Genomic DNA, 4,047 nt, shown 5'->3' with positions numbered 1-4,047 from the left:
ATATTGATGTGTTATGGCTTCATTTTTGGGATATTATGACGCCAGTGGAAGAGGTTATGCGTTCCCTGGATGATTTAGTCCGTTCAGGAAAAGTATTATATGTTGGTATTTCGGATGCTCCAGCATGGGTCGTTTCAGAGGCGAATGCGATTGCCAAGCTGCGAGGCTGGTCCCCGTTCATTGGCTTGCAAATCCAGTACAGCTTAATTGAAAGAACGGTAGAACGCGAATTACTTCCTATGGCAAAGTCATCTGACCTTGGCGTTACAGTATGGTCTCCATTAGGACAGGGACTTCTTTCTGGGAAATATACAAAAAATACCAACGATCAAAAGAGATTGGAAATACCAAATCCATTGCATAATCAGTTCCTTAACAATCGAAATCTAGAAATTGCCAGGGAAGTCGATAGGATTGCCGATGAACTAGGACGAAGCTCTGCACAAGTAGCGTTAAACTGGGTAAGGCAGCAGCAGGAGCGAGGAGTGATCATCCCGATTATTGGTGCTAGGACGGAAGCTCAATTAAATGATAACTTGGGGTGTCTTGAGTTTGAACTGGGTGATGAACATATGAACCGACTGAATGAAATGAGCAAAGTCAGTTTAGGATTCCCACATGATTTCTTGTCATCAGGACAGCAGCAGATGTACGCGAAAATTGATAATCATAGACGATAATTTCAAAATTTTTTTCTGAAAGTAGGAATGAACATGGAAAATAAAATTTGTTTAATCACTGGCGGGAATTCAGGTATTGGCAAGGCAACAGCTCTTGAATTAGCTAAAAAGGGAGCAAGTGTCGTTATCCTGTGCCGCAGCAAGGAAAGAGGAAATGAAGCTGTAAAAGATATTAAACAACAATCTGGTAATGATAAAGTGCATTTAATTGTTGCGGACCTTTCTTCACAGCGAATGGTCCGCCAGGCAGCAGACGAGTTTAAACAAAGGTTTGACAAGTTAGATGTATTGATCAACAATGCGGCTGTATTCTTACCTGAAAGGTCTGAAACAGAAGATGGCATTGAGACTACATTTGCAACAAACTATCTCTCTCATTTTTTACTCACTCATCTTTTACTTGATTCATTGGAAGCAAGTGGGGAAGGCCGTATTATTAATGTAGCTTCAAAGCATAATGGAATTAAGATGAATTTCGATGATTTGATGGTAAAAAATGATTATGCATTCTATAAAGCTGTAGGGCCTACAAAGCTAGCTTTAATTCTATTCACAAAGGAGCTAGCTAAAAAATTGGAAGGCAGACCAATCACAGTAAATAGCCTGCACCCTGGAATCATTAAATCGAACATTATGCATCAGCTGCCATGGATCCTTCGCACTGTTTTCGGCCTAATGTCAGCCAAGACAGAAAAAGGGGCAAAAACACCAGTATTTCTTGCGGCTTCCCCAGAGGTAAAAGGAATAAGTGGCCAATTCTTCAATAATTGTAAACCGGAAAAAACAACGAAAGAAGCCAACAATCAGGAAGATGCAAAAAAATTATGGGACATAAGCATGAGCCTATTAAAACCTGGAATCTTGGACTAGTTTTATTAAATAGTTGATTGTACAAAAAATTAATAATAAAAGGAGATCATAATGAGATATAAATTGCTTGGAAAAAGTGGATTAAGAGTGTCGGAACTTGCCCTTGGAACGATGACATTCGGAGAAGATTGGGGATTTGGAGCCTCGAAGGAAGAAAGTAAAAAAATATTTACCCAATTCATAGAAGCTGGGGGCAATTTCATCGATACTGCCTGCAATTATACCAATGGGACAAGCGAAAGGTTTATTGGTGAATTCATTCAAGGCAATCGAGAGCAATATGTCATTGCTACAAAATTTTCGCTAACGACTCGAACAAACGATCCGAATGGCGGAGGGAACCACCGCAAGAACCTTGTTCAAACTGTTGAAGGAAGTCTTAAGAGATTAAATACAGACTATATCGATTTATTATGGCTGCATGCCTGGGACTTTACGACTCCTGTCGAAGAAGTCATGCGTGCATTGGATGATTTGGTTCGTGCAGGCAAGGTCTTATATGTTGGAATTTCGGACACACCAGCATGGATTGTTTCACAGGCGAATACATTAGCCATGCTGCGTGGCTGGACACCATTCATCGGGCTGCAAGTGGAATATAATTTGCTGCAGCGTGCACCAGAACGTGATTTATTGCCAATGGCAAAGGCTTTGGATATTGGAGTAACTGCCTGGGCGCCGATTGCTGGCGGGGCTTTAACAGGGAAATATTTAAACCAATCAAAGGATGAACTTAAACGCCTGGCGCCAGAAAGCAAACGGTTGAATGATGCTAATAGTAAGATTGCCATGGAAGTTGTGAACATTGCTGATGAGATCGGCAGAACTCCCGCACAAGTCGCGCTCAATTGGGTACGCCAGCAGTCGGGGGTTATGATTCCGCTCATCGGAGCCAGAAAAGAATCACAAATGGTAGACAATCTTGCTGCTGTAGAATTCACTCTAACACCTGAACATCTAAATCGTTTAGATCAAGTAAGCCAAATTGAACTTGGATTCCCACATGATTTCCTATCATCTGACCCAGTACGGAATGCGCTGTTTGGTACTACTTTTACAAAAATCGATAATCATAGAACTGTGTAAGGCAGGATGAAATGATCCCATAACAAAATTCTGTAATCAGGCACCGAAGGGGGAAAATTAAATGCTCTCCTTATGGTGCCTATTTCTATAATTATTGGAAATTTACGGCTTAGTTGACAATGATTGGTCCGGTGTGAGAAATTTAAGTTACTATCACATGGTTTCATGTTAAAGGAGATCTTAATAGATGATTAAGGAATGGAAAAGTTGTAAAAAAGGGGATGAATTTTGCCCTGTTTCCTTTAAAAAATATGGGTTTTTGTTTTGGACCATATTCATGATATGTGGAATAGCAGCAATTGCAGTAAATTACCTTTTTGATTCACCATTGCTGTTGGGCTTATATGGCTATCCTGTCGTCTTGCTTTCATTAATTCGCGTTCGAAATAGTGTCTTGGTTGTGCTGGGTGGCATTTTACTGGGATCCTTGCTTTTGACGAGAACGCCTGATGCAGTACACTTAACTGTTATAGCTGCTTATGCGATCTTAATGGTAATTGTCCGGAGAGTGGTATGGATTTCATCTCGTAACTACAATGAAAAGAATGAACAGGAAGATTTATTGCTAAATACTGTCTTTTCATTAGCGAAAACCATTGATGCAAAAGATCCTTATACGGCCTATCATTCTAGCAATGTAGCAAGTTATGCAAAAAAGATTGCAAAAGAAATGGGACTTTCTAACAGGGAGATAGATTCTATTTATTTGGCCGGACTCATTCATGACATTGGAAAAATCGGAATGCCTGATTCCATTCTTCAGAAGGATGGAAGGCTGACAGAAGATGAATATGCCACCATGAAAAAACATCCTGAAGAAGGATATAAGATTATTAAAGATATTCAACGCCTTCAAGAACTTGGGATAACGGATATGGTTCAATATCATCATGAAAGACCAGACGGAAAAGGCTATCCTCGAGGTTTAACCGGTGCAGACATTCCCGTTGGTGCCCGCATTCTAGGGGTTGCTGATGCGTATGATGCTATGACAACAAATCGTTCTTATAGACAGAAATTGGCTATAGAAACTGCTGTAAATGAAATAACAAGGAATATCGGAACTCAATTTGATCCTATTGCTGCTAATACGCTTATTGGAATCTTAATTGCTGAAGGTAAAATCCAAAAAGAAGAAAAGTCGATGCTATCAACCACATTTTCCGTTGCTAATTAAACATAAAAAGCCTTTCTGTACTGACTTGAATTCGGAAATTTGGTTTCCAATTAAATAGAGAAAAAGAGCAATCCATCATCTTTATCATGAGGATTGCTCTTTTTTTTTATTCTTCAACAATAAGTTTAAAATGCTTTCTTTCATCATGAAAAGAAGCAGAGGGTACGTCCCCGCGCTTCGTCCAGTAAGTCACTTTAAAATTTAATTCTAATAGATTGGAGCGGCACCCTGAAA

Annotated in this window: 4 protein-coding genes; all 4 read left to right on the top strand. The window is 39.7% G+C overall.

What is annotated here, in order from left to right; genetic code table 11:
* Positions 1-680: aldo/keto reductase (locus WB217_RS04080; protein WP_423990890.1), on the top strand; the 680-nt coding region annotated here is incomplete at its 5' end.
* Positions 681-713: 33 nt separating this feature from the next.
* The gene (locus tag WB217_RS04075) at positions 714-1,550 is read left to right on the top strand and encodes an SDR family oxidoreductase (protein WP_423990888.1); all 837 of its coding nucleotides are present in this window, start codon (positions 714-716) and stop codon (positions 1,548-1,550) included.
* Positions 1,551-1,601: 51 nt separating this feature from the next.
* Positions 1,602-2,636 (top strand): aldo/keto reductase, encoded by a 1,035-nt coding sequence (locus WB217_RS04070; protein ID WP_423990886.1) that lies wholly within the window; start codon positions 1,602-1,604, stop codon positions 2,634-2,636.
* 187 nt (positions 2,637-2,823) lie between these two features.
* Positions 2,824-3,813 (top strand): HD-GYP domain-containing protein, encoded by a 990-nt coding sequence (locus WB217_RS04065; protein WP_423990884.1) that lies wholly within the window; start codon positions 2,824-2,826, stop codon positions 3,811-3,813.
* The last annotated feature ends 234 nt before the right edge of the window (positions 3,814-4,047 follow it).

The sequence above is a fragment of the Mesobacillus sp. genome, from assembly GCF_049588175.1.
Classification (GTDB): domain Bacteria; phylum Bacillota; class Bacilli; order Bacillales; family Cytobacillaceae; genus Mesobacillus.
Note: the sequence above shows the minus strand (reverse complement) of the source record. Positions and strands in the feature narration are given on the sequence as shown.